Annotated in this window: 19 protein-coding genes; 12 read left to right on the top strand and 7 right to left on the bottom strand. The window is 73.4% G+C overall.

What is annotated here, in order from left to right:
* Positions 1 to 109: 109 nt before the first annotated feature.
* Positions 110 to 1102, bottom strand: a complete 993-nt coding sequence (locus ACWD4P_RS08220) for a LacI family DNA-binding transcriptional regulator (protein WP_449778993.1) — start codon at positions 1100 to 1102, stop codon at positions 110 to 112.
* A 136-nt stretch (positions 1103 to 1238) separates the two neighbouring features.
* Between ACWD4P_RS08220 and ACWD4P_RS08215 the strand changes: the two genes are divergently transcribed.
* From ACWD4P_RS08215 to ACWD4P_RS08195, 5 genes are all read left to right on the top strand, one after another.
* On the top strand, positions 1239 to 2168 hold the full coding sequence (locus ACWD4P_RS08215) for a ribokinase (protein WP_449778992.1): 930 nt from the start codon (positions 1239 to 1241) through the stop codon (positions 2166 to 2168).
* Positions 2169 to 2283: 115 nt separating this feature from the next.
* Positions 2284 to 3630, top strand: a complete 1347-nt coding sequence (locus ACWD4P_RS08210) for an NtaA/DmoA family FMN-dependent monooxygenase (protein WP_359817719.1) — start codon at positions 2284 to 2286, stop codon at positions 3628 to 3630.
* A 35-nt stretch (positions 3631 to 3665) separates the two neighbouring features.
* A complete protein-coding gene (locus ACWD4P_RS08205; protein WP_359817721.1) occupies positions 3666 to 4223 on the top strand; it encodes a flavin reductase family protein in 558 nt (185 codons plus the stop codon).
* On the top strand, positions 4216 to 4641 hold the full coding sequence (locus ACWD4P_RS08200) for a riboflavin kinase (RefSeq protein ID WP_449778991.1): 426 nt from the start codon (positions 4216 to 4218) through the stop codon (positions 4639 to 4641). Before ACWD4P_RS08205 ends, ACWD4P_RS08200 begins: the two co-directional genes overlap by 8 nt.
* 190 nt (positions 4642 to 4831) lie before the next feature.
* The gene (locus ACWD4P_RS08195) at positions 4832 to 5518 is read left to right on the top strand and encodes a nicotinamide mononucleotide transporter family protein (RefSeq protein ID WP_359817725.1); all 687 of its coding nucleotides are present in this window, start codon (positions 4832 to 4834) and stop codon (positions 5516 to 5518) included.
* 107 nt (positions 5519 to 5625) lie between these two features.
* Here ACWD4P_RS08195 and ACWD4P_RS08190 read toward each other — a convergent pair whose 3' ends face one another.
* Both ACWD4P_RS08190 and ACWD4P_RS08185 read right to left on the bottom strand, forming a co-directional pair.
* On the bottom strand, positions 5626 to 7014 hold the full coding sequence (locus tag ACWD4P_RS08190; protein WP_449778990.1) for a cellulose binding domain-containing protein: 1389 nt from the start codon (positions 7012 to 7014) through the stop codon (positions 5626 to 5628).
* 276 nt (positions 7015 to 7290) lie between these two features.
* Positions 7291 to 7689, bottom strand: coding sequence for a VOC family protein (locus ACWD4P_RS08185; RefSeq protein WP_359829631.1), 399 nt, complete (start codon positions 7687 to 7689; stop codon positions 7291 to 7293).
* A gap of 213 nt (positions 7690 to 7902) precedes the next feature.
* On the opposite strand from ACWD4P_RS08185, the gene ACWD4P_RS08180 reads away from it, so the two are divergent.
* The gene (locus ACWD4P_RS08180) at positions 7903 to 8466 is read left to right on the top strand and encodes a hypothetical protein (RefSeq protein WP_449778989.1); all 564 of its coding nucleotides are present in this window, start codon (positions 7903 to 7905) and stop codon (positions 8464 to 8466) included.
* Positions 8467 to 8700: 234 nt separating this feature from the next.
* Here the strand turns inward: ACWD4P_RS08180 and ACWD4P_RS08175 are convergent, their stop codons facing one another.
* Positions 8701 to 9987, bottom strand: coding sequence for a glycosyl hydrolase family 8 (locus tag ACWD4P_RS08175; RefSeq protein ID WP_449778988.1), 1287 nt, complete (start codon positions 9985 to 9987; stop codon positions 8701 to 8703).
* Positions 9988 to 10320: 333 nt separating this feature from the next.
* On the opposite strand from ACWD4P_RS08175, the gene ACWD4P_RS08170 reads away from it, so the two are divergent.
* From ACWD4P_RS08170 to ACWD4P_RS08145, 6 genes are all read left to right on the top strand, one after another.
* On the top strand, positions 10321 to 10413 hold the full coding sequence (locus ACWD4P_RS08170) for an Ms4533A family Cys-rich leader peptide (RefSeq protein ID WP_317620150.1): 93 nt from the start codon (positions 10321 to 10323) through the stop codon (positions 10411 to 10413).
* A gap of 144 nt (positions 10414 to 10557) precedes the next feature.
* Complete coding sequence (locus ACWD4P_RS08165; protein ID WP_449778987.1) at positions 10558 to 12276, top strand: ABC transporter substrate-binding protein; 1719 nt, start codon at positions 10558 to 10560, stop codon at positions 12274 to 12276.
* A gap of 41 nt (positions 12277 to 12317) precedes the next feature.
* Positions 12318 to 13394 carry an ABC transporter permease gene (locus tag ACWD4P_RS08160; protein ID WP_449778986.1) on the top strand — a complete coding sequence of 359 codons (1077 nt, stop codon included), beginning with the start codon at positions 12318 to 12320 and terminating at the stop codon, positions 13392 to 13394.
* Entirely contained in the window at positions 13391 to 14380 is a 990-nt protein-coding gene (locus ACWD4P_RS08155) for an ABC transporter permease (RefSeq protein ID WP_449778985.1), read from the top strand. The genes ACWD4P_RS08160 and ACWD4P_RS08155 overlap by 4 nt, the downstream gene beginning before the upstream one ends.
* On the top strand, positions 14377 to 16062 hold the full coding sequence (locus ACWD4P_RS08150) for an ABC transporter ATP-binding protein (RefSeq protein WP_449778984.1): 1686 nt from the start codon (positions 14377 to 14379) through the stop codon (positions 16060 to 16062). Before ACWD4P_RS08155 ends, ACWD4P_RS08150 begins: the two co-directional genes overlap by 4 nt.
* 241 nt (positions 16063 to 16303) lie before the next feature.
* Entirely contained in the window at positions 16304 to 17032 is a 729-nt protein-coding gene (locus ACWD4P_RS08145) for a DUF4232 domain-containing protein (protein WP_449778983.1), read from the top strand.
* A gap of 375 nt (positions 17033 to 17407) precedes the next feature.
* Here ACWD4P_RS08145 and ACWD4P_RS08140 read toward each other — a convergent pair whose 3' ends face one another.
* From ACWD4P_RS08140 to ACWD4P_RS08130, 3 genes are all read right to left on the bottom strand, one after another.
* Positions 17408 to 18259, bottom strand: a complete 852-nt coding sequence (locus ACWD4P_RS08140; RefSeq protein WP_359824463.1) for a LysR family transcriptional regulator — start codon at positions 18257 to 18259, stop codon at positions 17408 to 17410.
* Between the two features lie 179 nt (positions 18260 to 18438).
* On the bottom strand, positions 18439 to 18813 hold the full coding sequence (locus ACWD4P_RS08135; protein WP_359824460.1) for a (R)-mandelonitrile lyase: 375 nt from the start codon (positions 18811 to 18813) through the stop codon (positions 18439 to 18441).
* A 29-nt stretch (positions 18814 to 18842) separates the two neighbouring features.
* Positions 18843 to 20324 (bottom strand): MFS transporter, encoded by a 1482-nt coding sequence (locus ACWD4P_RS08130; protein ID WP_449778982.1) that lies wholly within the window; start codon positions 20322 to 20324, stop codon positions 18843 to 18845.
* Positions 20325 to 20397 lie beyond the last annotated feature (73 nt).

Raw genomic sequence — 20397 nt, 5'->3', positions numbered from 1 at the left:
TGACGGTTCCTGCTCGACGGCCCGTGCCCGACGGCGGCCCGGGGTGCGGTGCTCCGCACCCCGGGCCGCCTCCTGACGATCCGTCGGCCGCCGCCCCCGGCGCGGGTCCTCAGGCGCTCGCGTCCGTGGAGGCGCGCACCACCAGCTGCGGCGCGAAGCGCTCGACCCGCTCCGCGCGCTCCCGGGAAGGTGCCTGAAGGAGGGTCAGGGCGCGTTCGGCCATGGCGGCCAGCGGGTGGCGGATGGAGGTGATGGGCGGGTCGAGCAGTTCGAGGAGCTCGGTGTCGTCGAAGCCGGTGACGGCGATCCGGCCGGGCACGGGGACGGCCGAGCGCTGCAGGGTGCTGACCAGTCCGACGGCCAGGACGTCCGCGCCGCAGACGACGGCGTCGATCCCGGCGTGGAGTTCGGCGATCCGGCGGCCCGCGGTGCGGCCGGCGTCGGTGGTGAAGCTGGGCAGCAGCACGGTGGTGGCGTCGGCGCCGCGCGCCCCGGTGAAGGCGGCGAGGCGTTCCGCGCCGGAGGAGGACGCCTGGTCGGCGGCGACCAGGGCGATCCGGTGGCGGCCGAGGCCTTCGAGGTGGTCGAGCAGCAGCCGCATCGCGGCGGTGTTGTCGAGGGTGACGGCCACGGTGCCGGAGCCGGTGGCCCAGCGGTCGAAGAGGACGACGGGCGCGCGCTTGGCGGCGGCCCGGACGGCGGGGCCGGACGCCTCGGCGGAGACTGGGACGACGAGCAGTCCGTCGACCCGGCCGCCCAGCAGGGTCTCGATCTGCTCCGCCTCGACGGTGGTGTCGTTGGCGGCGTCGGATACCACCAACTGCCCCCCGGATCCGCGGACTTGCTGGGCGAGGGCGTCGACGAGCTGGACGAAGTACGGGTTGGCGAGCGAGGGGACGACCACGCCGACGGTGCCGGTGGCGCCGGTGCGCAGCGCCCGGGCGGAGTGGTTGGTGCGGTAGCCGAGGTCGCGGGCGGCCTCCTCGACCCGGCGGGCGAGCTCGGGGTCGACGTTGCGCGGGGTGCCGGCCAGGACGCGTGAGGCCGTCGCGCGGGAGACACCGGCGGCCGCGGCCACGTCGAGGAGTCGGGGCGCTGTCACGTGGGGCGGTCCTTCGGGGTCGGGGGCGGGCTCGGCTGAGCTGGCGGAATGCGCAGCACGAGGGTACTTGACGGTTTCCGGGGGCTGGTCCACAGTGTGGGAGATCGATCTCCCACGGAGTCTCCAAGGAGTGCGGATGCCGCCCATCACCGTCGTCGGTTCGGTCAACCGCGACCTCGTCCTGACCGTCGAGGACCTGCCGCGGCCCGGCGAGACCGTCCTCGCGCGGGGCTTCGTGGAGGGCGTCGGCGGCAAGGGCGCCAACCAGGCCGTCGCGGCCGCCCGGCTCGGCGCGCGGGTCCGGCTGGTCGCCCGGGTCGGTACGGACGCCGGTGCCATCCTGCGGGCGCTCGCCGCCGAGGGCGTGGACGTCGAGGAGGTGCGCCCGGCCGCGGAGGGCACCACCGGGATCGCCTCGGTCGTGGTCGACCGGGCCGGCGAGAACACCATCGTGGTCAACCCGGGCGCCAACGCCGCGCTGTCCGTCGCGGACCTGCCGCGGCGGCTGGCCCGGGAGGCGGGCGAGGTCGTGCTGGTCCAGCACGAGATCGCCCCCGAGGTGGTCGCCGCCGCGGTGCTGCGGGCCCGGGAGCAGGACGGCACGGTCGTCCTCAACCCGGCCCCGGCCCGGCCGGTCGCCCCGGAGGTGCTCGCCGCCGTCGACGTCCTCGTGCCCAACCTCGGCGAACTCGCCACCCTGCTCGGCGCACCGCTGCCCGCCGGACCGGACGGCGCCCGCGAACTGCTGGAACGGGCCGCGCTGCCCTGCCGGGCGGTCGTGGTGACGCTCGGCGCGGCCGGGGCGCTGGTCACCCGGCCCGGTGGCCCGGCCGTGCACCTGCCGGCGCCCGTCGTGGACGCCGTCGACACCGTCGGCGCCGGCGACACCTTCTGCGGAGCCCTCGCCGACGCGCTCGCCCGGGGGGCCGACCTGCTCGCCGCCGCCGAACGGGCCGTCCGCGCGGCCTCGTTGGCCGTGACCGGGCTCGGCGCCCAGTCCTCCATGCCGACCGCGGCGCAGCTCGACGCGACCGCCGGCCTCCTCGACGCCCCCGCCTTCCCGTAGCACCCTGACGGGACCCAGCGGTCCCCGCCCCCGTTCCACCCGTTTCCCCGTGCTGTGACGTACCCCCCCCGGTCCCCCCACCCCCCCGCATCACCAGTTCAACGGAGAACACCCCATGCGCAACCTCAAGCTCGGCCTGTTCGAGAACGCCCAGACCAACGCGGGCGGCACCGCCACCTGGCGCCACCCCGACAGCCGCCGGCACCTGTTCGACACCCTCGGGTACTGGCGCGAGATCGCGCGGGTCTGCGAGGACGCCAAGCTCGACTTCCTGTTCCTGGCCGACGCCTGGGGCTGGTCGGAGATCAACGGGGTGCGTCCGCCGATCGCCACCGAGGAGACCCTGGACCTCCCGCGCCTGGACCCCTTCGTGGTCGCCTCGGCGCTGCTGGCGAGCACCACCGACCTCGGCCTGGTGGTGACCGGCTCGGTGCTGGTGGAGCCGCCGTACGCCTTCGCCCGGCGCCTGGCCACCCTGGACCAGCTGTCCGGCGGCCGGCTCGGCTGGAACATCGTGACCACGGGCACCGCGGACACCGCCGTCAAGGCCTTCGGGATGGACATGGTGGCGCACGACGCCCGGTACGAGATGGCCGAGGACTTCCTCGACCTGGTCTACAAGTACTGGGAGGGCGCCTGGGACGCCGACGCCCTGGAGAAGGACAAGGCGGGCCGCTTCGCCGACCCGGCCAAGGTCCACCTGGTCGAGCACGACGGCCCGTACTTCCGCTCGCACGGCTACGGCAACACCGCCCGCTCCCCGCAGGGCACCCCGGTGCTGTTCCAGGCCGGCGCCTCCCCGGCCGGGCGGCGGGTCGGCGGGCGGCACGGCGAGTGCATGTTCGTCGGCAGCGGATCGGTGGAACAGCTCGCCGGGCACACCGCGGCGATCCGCGCGGAGGCCGTCCGGGCAGGCCGCCGCGCCGACGAGGTCAAGGTGATGTCGGCGTTCTCCTGCGTGCTCGGCGCCACCACCGCCGACGCCGAACGCCGCTGGCAGCGCGTCCTGGACGCCCAGCGCCCGGAGGTCACCGTCGCCAGCTACGCCATGTTCACCGGCCTCGACCTGTCCTCGTACGCGCCCGACACCCCCATGTCGGAGCTGTCCACCGAGATGTCGCAGACCCAGGTCGCCCGGTTCGCCGGCAAGACCGTCGGCGACGTGCTCGCCGACTGGCACACCCACGGCGTCGGCGCGCGCCCGGTGGTCGGCACCGCGGAGGAGATCGCCGACGAGATTTGCGCCCTGGCGGAGGGCGCCGACCTGGACGGCTTCCTGCTCTCGCCGACCGTGCAGCCCGCCTCCACCGTCGAGTTCGTCGAGTCGGTGCTGCCCCTCCTGCGCGCCCGCGGCGTCTTCCGCGGCGAGTACGGCGACGGCGAGTCGCTGCGCGAGCGGCTCACCGGCGCCACCGACCGGGCGCTGCCGGCCGGCCACCCGGCCGCGCAGTACCGGCACTGACCCACCCGAACCGCGACGAGAGGACGGCGACGACCATGGTCCTTCCCGCCCACCACCCGGACCCGGCCGCCGCCGCGTCCGCGCAGCCGCGGCCGGTGGAACCGCACCCGGCGGAGCTCGACGGCGCCGCGCTGCGCCGGGCGTTCGGCGCCTACCCCACCGGGGTGGTCGCGCTCGGCGCCCTGCGCGACGGCGAACCGGTCGGGCTCGCCGTGAGCTCCTTCGTGTCGATCTCGCTGGAGCCGCCGATGGTCGCGGTCAGCGTGGCCCGCACCTCGACCACCTGGCCGAGGCTGACGGAGGCGCCGGCGCTCGGGCTGAGCGTGCTCAGCCGGGGCCAGGGCGCGCTCTGCCGGCGGCTCGCCGCCCGCGCGGGCGACCGGTTCGACGGCACCGGCTGGCAGGCGACGCCGGACGGCGCCGTGCTGATCCACGACGCGGCGCTCTGGCTGACCGCCCGGGTCGGCGCGGTGTACGACGGCGGCGACCACGAGATCGTCCTGCTGGAACTGCTCACCGTCGAGCTGTTCCCCGGGGTGGAGCCGCTGGTCTTCCACACCAGCCAGTTCCGTGAGCTCACCCCCCATGGCTGACGCTCCCGCGACCCCTCTGTCCGGCACCGTGGTGCACGGTGCCGGCCGGGGGCGGGGGCTCGGCTTCCCCACCGCCAACATCGCCCTCGACCCCGGCACCCCCGTCCCGCCGCCCGCGATCTACAGCGGCTGGCTGGCCCGCCGCGCGAGCGGCACCGTGCACCGCGCGACGATCAGCGTCGGCACCAACCCCACCTTCTGCGACACCCCCGAGATCCACACCGAGGTGTACTGCCACGACGCGCCCGGCGACCTGTACGGCGAGCACGTCGACCTCTGGTTCGTCGCCCGGATCCGCGCCACCGAGCGGTTCGCCTCCGTCGACGAGCTGCTGCTCGCCGCCCGGGAGGACGTCCGCCGCTCCGAGGCGCTGCTGGACTCCGCGCACGGACGGCACGTCCGCGCATCCCTGTCCTGACGCACCGTCATCTTCCTTTGCTTCCTTTTGAGTCGAAGCACAACACCCTGCACCTGCCCGGCGCGCGGCCCCGCACCCCACGCGGCCCGCGCGTCCTGCGCCACGAGCCCGGTCGGCCCCGCACCCCCCGCTTCGGCGGGGCCGACCGCCCCTTCCCCCACCTCGCTCCGCACGAACAAAGGTGTGAGTCATGAGCGCGTTCCACTGGCTGAACGAGCAGTTCGACTTCTTCGGTCTCCCCGTCTACTGGTCAGACTTCCTGGGCAACATCCTCGCGCTCGCCACCGTCTGGCTGGCCCTGCGGCGCTCACTGGTGGCCTGGCCGGTGCAGATCCTCGGCTCGGTGCTGCTGCTGATCGCCAGCCTGAACGTGCACCTCGGCGGCAACGCCGCCCGGCAGATCGTCATCATCGTCTCGGCCTCCTGGGGCTGGGCGACCTGGAAGCGCAGCCGCGAACAGGAGGGCGCCATCAACGTCCGCTGGGCGTCCTGGCGGGAACGCGCCCTGCTGATCACCGCGATGGTGGCCGGGACGGCCGCGTTCGCCGCGGTGCTGAAGGGGACGGACGCCTCGTTCTACCCCGGGGCGCCGTGGTGGATGGTCCTCGCGGACGCCTGGATCTTCGTCGGCTCGATCCTCGCCATGTACAGCCAGGCCCGCCGCTACGTGGAGTTCTGGTTCGTCTGGCTGGCCGTCGACCTGGTGGGCGTGCCGCTCGCCGTCCACTCCGAGCTGTACTTCTCCGGCATCGTCTACGGCATCTTCTTCGTGATGGTGCTGCTCGGGATCCGCGACTGGGCCGCCCGCAGCAAGCCGCAGGAGATCGCCTCGCCGCTGGAGCCCGCCCTCCTGGTCGAGGGCCGGGACGCCGACTGACCGCCGCTCCCGGCGCGTCTCCCGCGGGCCGGTCCCACCCGGGGCCGGCCCGCTTCGCTCCGCCGCGGTTCGCCCGGACCTGCTTCGGCCCGCCCGGGACCGTCGGATCAGGGGGCGGGCACGGAGTCGGTGAAGGACGTCCCGGCCGCGCGGTAGGCGGCGACGGCGGCACCCACCCGGGCGGGGGTCAGCACCCGGTCCTTGACGTGCAGGACGTAGTCCACCTGCTCCTCGTAGGCGCGCTCCTCGGTGCCGCCGTGGCCGGCGAGGTCGGTGAGCCACTGGTTGAAGGCGATCGCCATCGGCCGCTCGGGGAGGTAGCGGGCGCCGTGGCGGGCGAACTCGACCCCGTCGACGTAGTACACGATGCCGCTCTCGTCGACGGTCAGGACGAGGTCGTGCCAGCCGGCGAACGAACTCCGGGAGGTGGTGTACACGTTGTCGGCGCCCTCGGGGCCGTACGTCTCCCACGAGGTGGCGAAGAAGATGTTCGAGGGCTCGCCCCAGCCACCGTTGGGCAGGTACTCGAAGTCGTACTCGGAGTAGTCGTCGGCCATCGGGGCCTTGAGGTCGTTGATCGCGAAGAAGCTCTGCACCAGGTGGTCCCCGTCCGGGCCGGTCACCGGGGCGTCGGCGAAGCGGACCCGGGCGGCGTACGTGCCGTACCGGAACTTCGTCGCCAGGCTGTGGAACTCGCTCTGCCGGGTGGACTCCGGAGTCCCCGCGGTGGCGGTCCGCAGGGTCATCACCGAGTTCCCGGCGTCCCGGGCGAAGGTGACGTTCTCGGCCGCCCAGGCGGCCCCGCCCACGCCCGGACCGCCGGCGCCGGAGCGCGCGCCCCAGCCGTGGGCGGCGAGCGACGGGTCGTCGTGGCCGGAGTAGTCGAAGTCGTCGAAGAGCACCGCGCCGGCCGGGACGGTCGGCCCGGTGGGGGCGGTGCCCCAGACCGGGACCCCGGCGACGCCCGCGGTGACCTTGCCCCAGGGCGCGTACGCGGTCTGCGCGGCGCCGAAGGAGTAGTCGTCGCCCTGCTCCATCGACTGCCAGCCGGAGCGGTGGAAGCGCAGTCGGAGGTCCCCGCTGTCCGCGCCGGGAGCCAGCGAGCCGGCGCCCGCCGTGAAGCCGATCTCCAGGTAGCGGTCGGCGGCCGCGCCCGGCTCGGCGACGGTGCCGAACGTGCCGGTGACGTTGGCGCAGCCCCGGACGGCCCAGTCGCAGGCGAAGCGGTAGGCGGCGGTGGGGGCTTCGGCCCTGAAGTAGTAGCGCAGCCTGACCTGGTCGAGCGCGACCGGCGCGGAGCCGGTGTTGACGACCTTGAGCCAGGGCGAGGCCTGGGCGGTGCCGCCGCCGCCGTTGCGGTACTGCACGGCGAGCGACTCGCCCGCGGCCGCGGCGGGCAGGGCGCCGAGGGCGGTCGCGCCGAGCCCGGCGGCGACGACGGCGGCGACGAGCGCCGCGCGGACACGGGGGCGCCGGCGGCTGGTTCGGGTGCTCATGGGGGGTTCCTCTCCTGGCGTGGGGGCGGCACGCGGCGCCGGCGGAGGGGAGCCCGGGTTCACCTCGGCGGTGGGGGAGGAGGTGGCGGGCGCCGCGCGATCAGAAAGTGGCACGGACCGATGTGGCCGTCAACCGCCGCCGTGCCCGTTCGGCCGGAACTCGGCCCTCCGCCGCCGGGAGTGGCCGATCGGCGCGCACACGCGCGACGGCCCCGTCCCGCGTGGCGCGGGACGGGGCCGGAACCGCCGTGGGGGCTGCTCGCCCGAGGCGGCCGCTCAGTCGAGGCAGAACTCGTTGCCCTCGATGTCCTGCATGTTCTGGCACGACTCGTTCTCGCCGTCGGCGAGCAGCAGCGTGCCGCGCACCGCGCCGAGCGCGACCAGCCGCGCGGTCTCGGCCTCGAGGACGGCGAGGCGCTCCTCGCCCACGAGCCCGGTGCCGATCCGCACGTCGAGGTGGACCCGGTTCTTGACGACCTTGCCCTCGGGGACGCGCTGGAAGAGCACACGCGGACCCACGCCCGAGGGGTCGGTGCACGCGAACCACTTCACGGGCTCCCCGGACTCCTCCGGTGCCGGAGGCGCGACGTACCCCAACACCTCGGCCCAGAAGTGGGCGAGGCGGACCGGGTCCGCGCAGTCGATGGTGACCTGGAAGTGCCTGAGCGATGCCATCCGGCCACCCTAACAACGGGCCCCGCCGTTCCGCCTCCCATTTGGAACCGGCAGGTCGGCGAGCGGTCCGGGGCGCCCCGTGCCGAACGGAAGGCACGGGCCGCCGGGTTCACACCGGTCCGGGCCGGATCGAACCCCGGAGGGTGCGCCGTCCGTGCTACCGGCTGAGGACGGTCGGCAGCCGGCCCGGAGCACGGACGAGGGAGGACAGCGATGGCCTGGTACCAGGGGGCGAGCCGGATCACGGTGACGGCGGTGGAGGGACGGTTCCCGCAGCGGGCGGTGGTGAGCGTCCGGGGTGCCGCTCCGGTGGAGATCCCCGGTGAGGTCGGCGCCGTGCACGTCGTCGAGGCGGAGCGCTGGGAGCTCGACCTGGAGCACCACCACCAGGGTGCGTGGTGCCCCAACGTCCGTGCCGTGCAGGGGCGGTGGCAGGAGGTCCGGGGCGTGGCGACGCAGGTCGTGCACAGCCGCAACCGCGACGGGGCCGGCGACCGGCAGGACCGCAACCTGGTGCTGCGGATCGAGCGGATCGTGCCGGGCGGCAACGGCCCCGCGGCCGCGCCCGGTGCGCCGGCCGCGCGCCGGACCTCCGTCGCGCACCTCGCCCCGGCGGGCGGTACCAGGGCCACCACCAGCACCGCCGGTACCACCGGTGCCGGCGGCAGCTCGGCCCCGGGCGTGCGGACGACCGCCTCGGGCGGCGGGTCGGAGTACTCGCGGCCCGCCGCCGGCCCGGCCCGGACGACCACCTCGACCACCTCCTGGAGTGGCTGACCCAGGCCTCGAATGGACCCGGCCGGCGCCCCCGTGGGGCTGGGGCGTGTCTTGCGGGTCTTTGCCGGGTGCGCGGCGCCGGGGCACGCACCTCGCCGCGTTGTCGTCGGTCGCCAATGCTCCGCAGTGGCTCCCTCCTCCGCCTTACGATGCACGCACCCCAACGCCGCGCCCTGATCCGACAAGACCCACAAGACACGTCCTGGCGCCGGCCGTCTTCCTTCGCGAACATCCCTACGGCAGCCAGTAGTTGCCCGAGACCACGATCATCGACTGGAGCTGGACGCTGCTCCCGTAGTAGAGCGAGGAGTCGATCGGCGTGGAGACCAGCCTGCCCCACAGGGCGTCGAGCCAGGCCTGGGAGTTCGGGTCGGTCATCGCGGCCACCGCGAACGGGGCGGTGAACGCCATGTCGTGGCCGCTGTCGAAGGCCGAGCCGTTGAGGTGGTAGCCGGAGACGATGCCGCCCGCGTTGCCGCCGGTCTTGGTCCGGATCCAGGAGTTCAGCTTGCGGGCCGCGGCGAGCGAGGCGGAGTCGCCGCTGGTCACGGCGTCGGTGCCGATCCGCCAGGGGTCGCGGCAGGCGTTCCAGCCGTAGTCGCCGTCGTTGGCGCTCTCCAGGACCTTCCCGGGGGCGGGCTTGGGGGTGGTGTTGGTGTTGACCACGAAGTCGGCCAGCAGGCCGGTGGCCGAGGCGTAGGTGGACTGCTGGGAGGTGATCAGGTTCTGGTGGGCGGTGCGGATGGTGTCCCAGGCGGCGTCGCCCGTCGCGGTCCGGAACGCGCGGAAGTGGTCGATCATCCAGTCGGAGGAGCGGGTCACGTAGTACAGCGAGTCGCCGGAGCCGGACCAGTCGCCGAGCCTGGTCAGGTGGGTGGTCGGGTTGATCTCGCTCGCCTTGATCGCGTTGATGTGCTTGACCGCGAGGCCCTTGTAGTCGTACGTCCCGGTGGAGCCCCACTGCCGGTCGGCGAGCAGCAGCCCGTAGGCGACGTCGAGGTCCCCGTCGGTCGCCGAGTCGGAGCCGTTCACGCTCTTGCAGGAGGAGTCCTGTTCGGCGGCCAGCAGGTTGGCGTTGTTGACGGACGGGTGGGCCAGCACGTACTTCACCAGGCCGTCGAAGGCGGTCTTCGCGTCGGGGTCGGCGCCGGCCATCAGCGCGGTGATCACCATGCCGTAGCCCTGGCCCTCGGCCACGTACGGGTGGTCGGCGTCGGGGGAGCGGACCTGGTACCAGCCGTTGCCGCAGTTCTTCTTGAGGAAGGCGGACTTCCAGGCGTTGTACTTGTCGATCACCTGCTGGTCGATGGCCGACTGGGCGCCGCCCGGGCGCAGGGTGCCCGCCGCGTACGGGAAGGCGTGGCTGCCGAAGGGGACCTTCGGGACGGCGGCTGCCGTGGCGGCCGCGGCGGCGGTGTCGTTCGTGGCGGCCGTGGCGTTCGCCGCGATCGCGGCGGGCAGCAGGGCGAGGACGGTGGGGGCCAGCACGGCGGTGGCGAGGGCACTCGTGAGTCGACGCATGTCTGCTCGATTCTCTGGTCGTGCGGGGGAGTGCGCTTCAGGATCGCGACTCGGCGAGGACGCGTCAAGAGGTATAGTTAGGAACATTTCCCAAAGTCGGCGCGCCGCCGGGTGATGGCGCCCCCGGGTGCGCCGACGTCGGGAAACGCTCCTCACGAAGGTTCGGTGCCGCCGGGCATGGCCGGGGCCGGTGGGGTGCCCCTGTCGTTCACCTTTCCTTCCGGCCTCCGCGGCGGTATTCCGCCCCCCTCCGGGGGCAATCCGGTTCCCCGGGTTCCGGCGGCCGGAAAGTGAGTTTTGACATTCCGCTTAAAGTCATACAGTCTTCTCGGCATGTCTGACCGTCACCCGATCGAGTGCGCCGCCATCGAGCTGGCGCTGATCGGCGTGGCCGCGCACTGCGTTTCCGACAACCTCTGTCGCTGAATCCGCCTGTCCCGACGCGTTGCGGTGATCGCCGCCTCGGGACGTCGCCCCTCCCCGCGGGCGCGGTGCCGCTCACTCTTCCCAAGGCCTCACTGTCGCCCGCCTTCCTCCGTACACCATCGGTAGCGAAAGGCTCCCTTTCCGATGTCTCGAACCACCTTCACCCCCCGCCGCCTCGCCCTGGCGACCGTCACCGTCGCACTCGTCGTCGGACTGGCGGCGTGCGGACCGGAGGCCGACGGCGGTGCCGGCACCGGCAAGAACGCGGCACCGCAGCAGGGCGGCACCCTCACCGTCCTCAACCAGAACCCGCAGGAGCAGTTCGACCCCGCACGGCTCTACACCTCCGGCGGCGGCAACGTCCCCTCGCTGGTCTTCCGGACCCTCACCACCCGCAACCGGGCCGACGGCGCGGCCGGCACCAAGGTCGTCCCGGACCTCGCCACCGACACCGGCACCCCCTCCGAGGGGGCCACGGTGTGGACGTACCACCTCAAGGACAACCTGAAGTTCGAGGACGGCTCGCCGATCACCACCGCCGACGTCAAGTACGGCATCGAAAGGTCATTCGCCCCCGAACTCTCCGGCGGCGCACCGTTCCTGAGGGACTGGCTGGTCGGCGCCGCCGACTACCAGGGCCCGTACAAGGACGGCCGCACCCTGGACGCCATCGAGACGCCGGACGAGAAGACCATCGTCTTCCGCCTCAACAAGCCCGAGGGCGACTTCCCGTACCTCGCGACCCAGACGCAGTTCGCCCCCGTCCCGAAGGACAAGGACACCGGGGCGAAGTACCAGGACCACCCGGTCTCCTCCGGCCCCTACCAGGTCGTCAAGAACGAGAACGACGGCGCCCACCTCGTCCTCAAGCGCAACCCCAACTGGTCGGCGGCGACGGACGACCAGCGCAAGGCGTACCCCGACACCATCGACGTGCAGTCCGGGCTCGACCCGGCGGTGATCAACCAGCGGCTCTCCGCGGGCACCGGTGCCGACGCGGCCGCCGTCACCACCGACACCAACCTCGGCCCCTCCGAACTCGCCCAGGTGAAGAACGACAAGGCGCTCGCCGCCCGCGTCGGCACCGGCCACTTCGGCTTCGTCAACTACCTGGCGTTCAACCCGAAGGTCAAGCCCTTCGACGACCCGAAGGTGCGCCAGGCCGTCGCCTACGCGATCAACCGCACCTCGGTCGTCAACGCCGCCGGCGGCTCCTCGCTCGCCGAGGCCGCCACCACCTTCCTGCCCGAGCAGGAGACCTTCGGCCACACGCCGTACGACCCGTTCCCGGCCGGTGCCACCGGCAACGCCGAGAAGGCCAAGGAGCTGCTGAAGGAGGCCGGTTACCCGGACGGCCTGACCATCACGCTCACCCACTCCACCGCCGTCGGCAAGGGCTACGGCCCGGACCTCGCCACCGCCGTCCAGGACGGTCTGAAGGCGGCCGGGATCACCGTCCAGCTGGAGGCCCTGGACTCCAACCGGTACTCCAAGACGATCCACGGCGTCGGCACCGAGCCCGGCCTCTTCCTCACCGGCTGGGGCGCCGACTGGCCGTCCGGCGGCCCGTTCCTGGCACCGATCTTCGACGGCCGGCAGATCGTCACCGACGGCTACAACTTCAACACCGCGCAGCTGAACGACCCCTCGGTGAACGACGAGATCGACCAGATCAACAAGATCACCGACCACGCCGAGGCCGCCAAGCGCTGGGGCGCCCTGGACCAGCGGATCGGCGAGCAGGCCCTGACCGTCCCGCTGTTCCACCCCGTGTACAAGCGGCTGTCCGGCAAGGACGTCCGCAACATCGTGATCAGCGACTGGACCGGCGTGCTGGACATCTCCCAGGTCGCGGTCAAGTAGCGGGCGGCAACGGACGGATCGACCGGATCGAACGGACCACCATGGCTCCACAGGAATCCACGGCCGGGGAGGCCCCCGCGGCCTCCCCGGCCCCCGGGGGACGGCAGGTGTGGCGGCGGCTGCTCGCGCGGCGCACCGCCCTCGCCGCGGGCCTCGTCATCGTCCTGCTCGTCCTGATCGCGGCGGCGGCACCGCTGCTCAGCGCGCTCGAGGGCCAGGACCCCACCAGCTACCACAACGACCTGCTCGACTCGGCGGCCGGCGGGGTGCCCACCGGCTCCTTCGGCGGCGTCAGCGCCGAGCACTGGCTGGGCGTCGAACCCGGCACCGGGCGGGACGTCTTCGCCCGGCTCGTGCACGGCGCCCGGATCTCGCTGCTCGTCGCCGTCGGCGCCACCGTCGTCCAGGTGACGATCGGCGTCCTGGTCGGCCTCGCCGCGGGCCTCGGCAGCCGGGTGCTCGACCAGGTGATCGGCAACACCACCGAGGTGATGCTCGCGCTGCCCTCGCTGGTCTTCGCCATCTCGCTGATGGCCGTCGTGCCCTCCGGCTTCCCCCGCCCGCTCCTGCTGACCCTGGTCATCGGGCTGCTCGGCTGGGCCGGCACCTCGCGGATCGTCCGGGCGCAGACGCTGAGCCTGCGCCAGCTCGACTACGTGGCCGCGGCCCGGCTGGCCGGAGCCACCCGGTGGCGGATCGCCCGTCGGGAGCTGTTGCCCTCGCTGGCCGCGCCGGTCATCACCTACGCGGCGGTGCTGCTGCCGGGCAACGTGGTCGCCGAGGCCGGGCTGTCCTTCCTCGGGGTGGGCGTCAAGCCGCCGACCTCGTCCTGGGGCCAGATGCTCTCCGGCGCGACCACGTGGTTCCGCGCGGACCCGACGTACGTGCTGCTGCCGTCGGCGCTGCTGTTCGTCACCGTGCTCGCCTTCACCGTGCTCGGTGACGCCGTGCGCACCGAGCTCGACCCCCGGGCGGCCTCCCGGCTGCGGGTCGGGGTGTCGAGCGGCGGCGCGGGCTCGTCGGGCGCCGCCCGGCCGACCACCGCTCCGGCGGGCGCCGCCCCGTCGGACGCGGGCCGCCCCGCTCCGTCGAACGCCACCGAGGGGGCGACCGCATGACCCGCTTCCTGCTCCGCAAGGCGCTCGGCATGCTCGGCGTGCTGCTCGCCCTCTCCGTGATCGTCTACGCGGTGTTCTACATCGCCCCCGGCGACCCGGCCCAGCTGGCCTGCGGCGAGAAGTGCAGCCCCGCCCAGGTCACCCAGGTCCGCGAACGCCTCGGCCTGGACGCGCCGGTGTACCTCCAGTACGCCCACTTCCTCCAGGGCATCGTCGCCGGCCGCGACTTCAGCGCCGGGACGGGTCTGCTGCACTGCCCGGCCCCGTGCCTCGGCGTCTCCTACCGCAGCGGCGAGCAGGTCACCGACATGATCGCCGCCCGGCTCCCGGTGACGGCCTCGCTGGCGTTCGGCGCGATGGTGCTCTGGCTGGTCCTCGGGGTCGGCACCGGTCTGGTCTCCGCCCTGCGCCGCGGCCGGCTCAGCGAGCGCCTGCTGACCGGCCTGACGCTGGCCGGCAGCTCCGTCCCGGTGTTCATCATCGGGCTGGTCCTGCTCATCGTGCTGTGCGCCCAGCTGCAGTGGCTGCCGTTCCCGAGCTACGTGCCGCTCACCGAGAACCCCCAGCAGTGGTTCTGGGGACTGCTGCTGCCGTGGATCTCGCTCGCCCTGATCGAGTCCGCCAAGTACGCCCGGCTGACCCGCTCGTCCATGCTGGAGGCCCTCGCCGACGACCACATCCGGACCTTCCGGGCGTACGGCGTCGACGAACGGCACCTGGTGACCAGGCACGCGCTGCGCGGCGCGCTCACCCCGGTGATCGCGCTCACCGCGATCGACCTCGGGACGATGTTCGGGTCCGCGGTGCTGACCGAGTCGCTCTTCGGCCTCCCGGGGCTCGGCAAGCTGCTGGTCACCTCCGTCGGCCTGATCGACCTGCCGACCGTCGTCGGACTCACCCTCGTCACCGGGTTCTGCGTGGTCCTCGCCAATGTCGTCGCGGACGTGCTCTACGCGGTGACCGACCGAAGGGTGGTCCTGACGTGAGCACCGAACCCCTCGTCGACGTCCGGGACCTGGTCGTCGACTTCCCGGTCGGCGACGGCCACGTGCGCGCCGTCGACGGCGTGGGCTTCACCCTGCAGGCAGGGCAGGCGCTCGGCATCGTCGGCGAGTCCGGCTCCGGGAAGAGCACCGTCGCCTACGGCCTGCTCGGCCTGCACCGGGGGACCGGCGCCAGGGTCGGCGGCTCGGTCCGGGTCGCCGGGGTCGACGCCGTCACCGCGGAGGGCGCGGAACTCCGGCGCCTGCGCGGCGGGTTGGCCGCCATGGTGTTCCAGGACCCGCTCTCCGCGCTCGATCCGTACCACGCGGTGGGCGACCAGATCGCCGAGGTGGTGCGGGTCCACCGCGACCTCTCCCGCCGGGACGCCCGGGCCCGGGCCGTCGAGGTGCTCGACCGCGTCGGCATCCCCGACGCGGCGCGGCGCTCGCGGTCGCGCCCGCACGAGTTCAGCGGCGGCATGCGCCAGCGGGTGCTGATCGCGATGGCCCTGGCCTGCGAGCCGCGCCTGCTGGTCGCCGACGAGCCGACGACCGCGCTGGACGTCACCGTCCAGGCCCAGATCCTCGACCTGCTGCACGAGTTGCGCGCCGAGACCGGGGCCGGGCTGGTGCTGGTCACCCACGACCTGGGCGTGGTCGCGGGGAGCGTCGACCGGGTGCTGGTGATGAAGGACGGCCGGGCGGTGGAGCACGGCCCGGTCGCCGAGGTGCTGGGCGCTCCGCGCGAGCCGTACACCCGGGCGCTGCTGTCGGCGGTGCCCCGGGTCGACGCGCCGCAGGCTCCGGCCGCTCCGGCCGTGCCCGACGCCCCGAGCGGGCCGGGCACGGGCGAGGTCCTGCTCGAAGCCACCGACCTGCGCCGGGAGTTCGCCGCCCGAGGCGGCCTGGGCCGGCGTGCCGCCCCGGTCGTCGCCGTGGACGGCGTCTCGCTGACCGTACGGGCCGGTGAGACGCTGGGCGTCGTCGGCGAGTCCGGCTCCGGCAAGACCACCCTCGGGCGGATGCTGGTCCGGCTGCTGGAGCCGACCGGCGGCCGGCTGCACTACCGCGGCCGGGACATCGGGGCGCTCGGGGAGAAGGAACTGCGCCCGCTGCGGCGGGAGTTGCAGATGGTCTTCCAGGACCCGGTGTCCTCGCTCAACCCGCGCCGCAGCATCGGGGAGTCCGTCGCCGACCCGCTGCGCATCGCCGGCGAGAGCGACGAGCGCCGCATCCGCGCCCGGGTGGGCGACCTCCTCGAGCGGGTGGGGCTCGACCCCGACTGGTACCACCGCTACCCGCACGAGTTCTCCGGCGGGCAGCGGCAGCGGGTCGGCATCGCCCGGGCGCTCGCACCGGAGCCCCGGCTGATCGTCTGCGACGAGCCGGTGTCCGCGTTGGACGTCACCACCCAGGCCCAGGTGGTCGCGTTGCTGGGGGAGTTGCAGCGCGACCTCGGGCTCGCGCTGGTCTTCGTCGCCCACGACCTGGCCGTGGTCCGGCAGGTGAGCGACCGGGTCGTGGTGATGCGGGCCGGGCGGATCGTGGAGCAGGGCGACGCCGCCACGGTGTACGACTCGCCCCAGCACGCCTACACCAAGGGCCTGTTGGCGGCCGTGCCGGTGCTGGACCCGGCCGAGGCCGCCGCCCGGCGGGACGCCCGACTGGCCTCCGCCGGGGTCTGACCGGCGCCCGGCTCCGGCCCGCACCCCCCGGCCGGCACCTCCCCGGCCCGTACCCCCGGCCCGTACGCTCCGGCGTGCGGGCCGGGGGCATGTCAACCTCGATCCGCCTGATGCCGTGTCACAGTCCTGTTCCTGTCATGTCCTGATGATTGTGACGCCGTTCCTGGCACCGAAACCCGTCGACCGGCCGTCCTGTGGAGTGTCCGAGCACGTCAGCACGTACCGCCATCGGGGAGTCACCGTGTCCGTCCGCCACCACCGTCGCCCGCTGCTCGCCTCCGCCGTCCTCGTCGTCGGGGCGACGCTCGCGCTGACCGCCTGCGGGCCCGAGAACACCGACCCGGCCGGCGGCTCGACGGCCGCCGCGCCCGCCCCCGCGGCCGCCGCGCCCTCGACGTCGGCCGGCGCCCCCACCGGCGCCCCGGCCACCGGCTCGGCCTCGCACTCCGCCGCCCCGAAGCCCACCGCCGCGAGCCCGTCGGGCGCCGCCCGGCCGGACGGCGGGAACGCCGGGGCCGACGCCCGCCCGTGCGACATGGAGAGCCTCACCGTCCAGGCGACCGCCCGCTCCGGGGCCGCCCACCAGTGGGTGATCGAGGTGCGCAACACCGGTGCGAGCGCCTGCAGCCTGAGCTCCACCCCGAGCGTCGACCTCGGCGACTCGGCCGCGCGCGACCAGAGCAGGAACATCAAGCCGGTGCTCGCCAGCGGCACGTCCCGGTTCCCCGTCCCGGCGGGCAAGAGCGCCTACGCGGTGATCGACCTCGACCCCAGCGGCGCCACCACCGGCACCGTCCCCGGCATCAACGAGATCAACGTGCTGGTCGACCAGGACGGCACCGACATGCCCCTGGCGAACACCCGGAACTTCCCGCTTCCCAGTGGCGCCCGGGTCCTCGACCCCAAGCTGGGCCTCTACCGCGCCACCGTCGCGGAAGCGGTCGCCTCCATGACCGCCGCCCCCAAGTAGGCCCGCCCGCACACCGCCCCGCCTCGGACTCCGACCCCCGCACACCGCCCCGCCGGCCCGGCGGGGCGCGGTGCCGGTGCCCCCCGGCGAGCTGGTCGCCCGGGCGGTCGCGGAACGGGAGTCGTCGGAACCCTCCGGATATCGGACCGAGGGGGGGAAGGGCGCAATGCCCTTGCCGCGTAGTCGCGTTCACCGGCGCCTTCGGCCGAATGCGGCAATCTCCGGCGGAACGCCACGAGACCCGTCAGGACGGTCAGCGGGCGACGGCCCGCACCGCGGTGCCGACCGCCGCCCGTACGGACAACCCGGTGTGAACTCCACGACAGTGGCGGCCGAAGTGAACTGAGCGTGCCCGTAAAGCCGTTGTCGGCCGGGTTATGGCGGTGTGCCGACAGCGACCCGGGCCATGGCGATGAAGCGGGGGATGAGCGGATGGGCGCCGCGTTGGGGGTAGACCAGGTTGAGCGGCACCTGCGGCGCGTCCGGGATGGTGATGAAGGACACGAACGAGTGGATGTGCTGTCGGCCGACGAATTCGGGGACCACGCCCACGCCCCTGTTCGCGGCGACCGCCTCCAGCCATTCGTCGAAGTTGCGGCAGACCGCCGAGACGCTCGGCTGGCGCTCCGCCGGCCAGTCGGTGAGGTCCGTCGTTCCGCTGATCTCGTTGAGCACGAGGCCCAGTTCGGCGATCTCCCCCCAGCTGATCTCCTCCCTCCCGGCCAGTTCGGAGCGGGTGGAGACGGCGGCGATCCGCCTCTCGTGCAGCAGTGGCGTGACCTTCACGTCCGGGGACTTGATCCGGCCGCGCAGGATCGCCAGGTCGCTCTTCCCGCTGTCCACCCCGGCGAGTTTGGCGTCGTGCCGGTGCACCTGGACGGTGACTCCGGTCTCCGCCTCGAACTCGGCGATCACCTCCTGCGGCCAGCCGGACGGGAATCCCCAGGCGAATCCGAGGCGGAGCACTTCCTTCGCGTCAAAGTGCAGTGCCTCTTCCAATCTCGTGATGAGAAAGGCGAGTTGGTCGTAAAGGCGTTCGCCTTCCGCGGTGAGCGCGACCTGGCGGGTGGTTCGTTCCAGCAGTTTCCGGCCGAGAAGTTCCTCCAGGCGTTTGATGTTTCGACTGAGCGTCGGCTGGGAAACGTCCATCCGCTTTGCGGCGCGAGTGAAGTGCTTCTCCTCCGCCAGGGCCAGGAACCCGCGTAAGTGGTGCAGCTCGATACTCATGGAGAGCAGCATATGCAGTGCGGCATATGCGCCGTCAGGTGTTCGGTGTGGCCGCAGTGGGCCGTGGGATGTCGGACTCACCGAACTCCTTTCCCCATTGCCTCGGCGGGCTGTCCCGCGGCGGGTTCCGTGCCGTCGCTCCCGGGCGGGTGAGGGCGTCCGCCCGGGAGCGCGCGGGGTCAGCCCGAGTACTCCTCGTCGGTCACGTGCTCGTGCCAGTCGGTCGGTCCGTCGGTGACGGCGATGTGGGTCATGAAGGTGTTCTCGCCCGCTCCGTGCCAGTGCTCCTCGCCGGGGTGGCAGACCACGGTGTCGCCCGCCCGGATCTCCTGGCGCTCGCCGCCGCGGGCCTGGACCAGGCCCACGCCCTCGGTGATGTGCAGGACCTGGCCGGCCGGGTGGGTGTGCCAGGCGCTGCGGGAGCCGGGCGTGAACAGGACGTTGCGCACGTCGGTGTGGGCGGTGGAGCCGATCTGCGGCCACAGCCAGACGTCGCCGGCGAAGCGGTCCTCGGGGCCCCGGGTCGAGTCGCCGGGGTGGTGGATGACATCCATCGTGTGAACTCCTTCGTGGTCAGCGGTTGTTATTCATCGGTGAGTGCCGGGCCGGCGGACTGGGCCCGCCCGGCGAGCAGGATCAGGGCGGAGGCGGCGAGCGACATCACCGCGAGCACGGCCGTGGTCGTGCTGAACGCGTGCCGCGGCGTGCCGCCGCCCTCCGCCAGGTCCAGGTACAGGGTGCCGAAGGCGGCGACGCCCAGGGTGCCGCCGACCTGGAGCGTCGTGTTGAACAGGCCGCTCACGTCCGGCGCGTAGCGCGCTTCGACGGTCTCGGTCATGTGGGCCAGGGTGCCGCTGAACGCCGCGCCGTAGCCGACGCCGCCGACCCCGAGCAGGAGGACCAGGGCGACGGTGCCCTGGGCGCCGGCCGAGATCAGCGCGAAGCTGACGGCCATCAGGGCGCCTCCCACCGGGGCCGCCAGCCGTCGGGCGCGCGTCCCCAGGCGGCCGAGGACCGGCCCGACCAGGGCGAAGGTCGCCACCCAGGCGACCGGCACGAGGCCGGAGTAGACGGGGCTCTTGCCGAGCCCCTGCTGCAGGTAGAGCGCCAGGACGAACAGCAGGGCGAAGTAGCCGGCCCTGGTGGCCGCTTGGGAGAACAGGGCCAGGGCGACCTGACGGCGCGCCAGCAGTTCGACGTTCATCAGCGGGGCGCCGGAGCGCCGCACCACGCGCCGCTCGGTCCGGCCGAACAGCGCGAACACCAGCAGCGACGATCCCAGGCTGAGCCAGGTCCACATCGGCCAGCCCGCGTCGCGGCCCAGGACCAGCGGTGTCACCAGCAGGAACAGTCCGAGCGAGAGCAGGGCCACGCCGGGCAGGTCCAGTTTGCCGTGCTGCGAGGGTCGGTCGTTCGGGAGGAAGGCCAGCGAGGTGAACAGCAGGACGACGCCGATCGGGATGTTGATCAGGAAGACCGGCCGCCAGCCGGTGCCCAGGATGTCGGCGGACACCAGGATGCCGCCCAGCGCCTGGCCCACGACGGAGCTGACGCCCAGGATGCCGGTGTACGCGCCCAGCGCCCGGCGCCTCGCCCGGCCCTCGAACTCGACCTGGATGGTGGTCAGCACCTGGGAGATCATCAGGGCCGCGCCGAACCCCTGCACCACCCGCGCGGCCACCAGGACCGCCGCGTCGGGGGCGAGGCCGCAGGCGAGCGAGGAGACGGTGAAGACGGTCAGCCCCGTCAGGTAGAGGCGCCGCCGGCCGTGGGTCTCGCCGAGCCGGGCGCTGGTGATCAGCAGCATCGCGAAGGCGAGCGTGTAGCCCGAGACGATCAGTTCCAGCGCGCCGCTGGAGGCGTGCAGCCGGTCGCGGATGGAGGGGATCGCCACGTTGACGACCGCGATGTCGACGTTGCCCAGGAACATGCCGCCGAGCAGGGACGCCAGCATCCACATCGGTCGTCGTCCGGGCCGGCCCTCGGGGGCGTGCCGGTCGTCAGGGGTCTGCGGTGCCTCCGTCGGCACCGCCTCGGTTGCCGCAGGCAGCTTCAAGGAATCCACATCCCGGAGTGTAACTACTAGTATGTACAGCCGCAATCCGCCGCCGTGGAGCGGTGGTTGGCGGGTCGGGTGC

The sequence above is a fragment of the Kitasatospora sp. NPDC002543 genome (genome assembly GCF_053594915.1).
The sequence above is the reverse complement of the archived record's forward strand: the minus strand, read 5'-3'. Positions and strand labels throughout refer to the sequence as shown.

What these genes read in the sequence shown, in the direction of transcription:
- ACWD4P_RS08215 (WP_449778992.1), top strand. Translation starts at nt 1,239, where the DNA reads ATGCCGCCCATCACCGTCGTCGGTTCGGTCAACCGCGACCTCGTCCTG.
- ACWD4P_RS08210 (WP_359817719.1), top strand. Translation starts at nt 2,284, where the DNA reads ATGCGCAACCTCAAGCTCGGCCTGTTCGAGAACGCCCAGACCAACGCG.
- ACWD4P_RS08205 (WP_359817721.1), top strand. Translation starts at nt 3,666, where the DNA reads ATGGTCCTTCCCGCCCACCACCCGGACCCGGCCGCCGCCGCGTCCGCG.
- ACWD4P_RS08200 (WP_449778991.1), top strand. Translation starts at nt 4,216, where the DNA reads ATGGCTGACGCTCCCGCGACCCCTCTGTCCGGCACCGTGGTGCACGGT.
- ACWD4P_RS08195 (WP_359817725.1), top strand. Translation starts at nt 4,832, where the DNA reads ATGAGCGCGTTCCACTGGCTGAACGAGCAGTTCGACTTCTTCGGTCTC.
- ACWD4P_RS08190 (WP_449778990.1), bottom strand. Translation starts at nt 7,014, where the DNA reads ATGAGCACCCGAACCAGCCGCCGGCGCCCCCGTGTCCGCGCGGCGCTC.
- ACWD4P_RS08185 (WP_359829631.1), bottom strand. Translation starts at nt 7,689, where the DNA reads ATGGCATCGCTCAGGCACTTCCAGGTCACCATCGACTGCGCGGACCCG.
- ACWD4P_RS08180 (WP_449778989.1), top strand. Translation starts at nt 7,903, where the DNA reads ATGGCCTGGTACCAGGGGGCGAGCCGGATCACGGTGACGGCGGTGGAG.
- ACWD4P_RS08175 (WP_449778988.1), bottom strand. Translation starts at nt 9,987, where the DNA reads ATGCGTCGACTCACGAGTGCCCTCGCCACCGCCGTGCTGGCCCCCACC.
- ACWD4P_RS08170 (WP_317620150.1), top strand. Translation starts at nt 10,321, where the DNA reads ATGTCTGACCGTCACCCGATCGAGTGCGCCGCCATCGAGCTGGCGCTG.
- ACWD4P_RS08165 (WP_449778987.1), top strand. Translation starts at nt 10,558, where the DNA reads ATGTCTCGAACCACCTTCACCCCCCGCCGCCTCGCCCTGGCGACCGTC.
- ACWD4P_RS08160 (WP_449778986.1), top strand. Translation starts at nt 12,318, where the DNA reads ATGGCTCCACAGGAATCCACGGCCGGGGAGGCCCCCGCGGCCTCCCCG.
- ACWD4P_RS08155 (WP_449778985.1), top strand. Translation starts at nt 13,391, where the DNA reads ATGACCCGCTTCCTGCTCCGCAAGGCGCTCGGCATGCTCGGCGTGCTG.
- ACWD4P_RS08140 (WP_359824463.1), bottom strand. Translation starts at nt 18,259, where the DNA reads ATGAGTATCGAGCTGCACCACTTACGCGGGTTCCTGGCCCTGGCGGAG.
- ACWD4P_RS08135 (WP_359824460.1), bottom strand. Translation starts at nt 18,813, where the DNA reads ATGGATGTCATCCACCACCCCGGCGACTCGACCCGGGGCCCCGAGGAC.